The sequence below is a fragment of the Sedimentibacter sp. B4 genome, from assembly GCF_000309315.1.
Taxonomy (GTDB): Bacteria; Bacillota; Clostridia; order Tissierellales; family Sedimentibacteraceae; genus Sedimentibacter; species Sedimentibacter saalensis.
Genome location: NZ_CANG01000154.1, coordinates 1 through 290 on the forward strand (window position 1 = coordinate 1; position 290 = coordinate 290).

Annotated in this window: 1 pseudogene; it reads left to right on the plus strand. The window is 66.9% G+C overall.

Annotation, left to right across the window (positions count from 1 at the left end):
* Positions 1-79 precede the first annotated feature (79 nt).
* Positions 80-290, plus strand: a pseudogene (locus BN358_RS25385) (ABC transporter permease subunit); the annotation flags it as partial.

Sequence of the window (290 nt, forward strand, 5' to 3'; positions counted from 1 at the left end):
GCAAGGTTGCCCCCGACATGGAGACGGTGTTCGCCTACCTCGCCGAGGCGTCCGGGGCTGCCGACGAGGAGCAGGCGTCATGAGGAACGCACTGGTCCGGATCGGCGCGATCGTGCGCAAGGAGTTCCGCCACCTCGCCCGGGATCCGCGGATGCTGCTGGCCGTGGTGATCACGCCGGTGATCCAGCTGCTGCTGTTCGCCTACGCGATCAGCTTCGACGTGGACCAGCAGCACTACCTACAGCAGTACGACGCCTCGCCGTTCTTCGACGTCGTCGAGCACGCCCGGT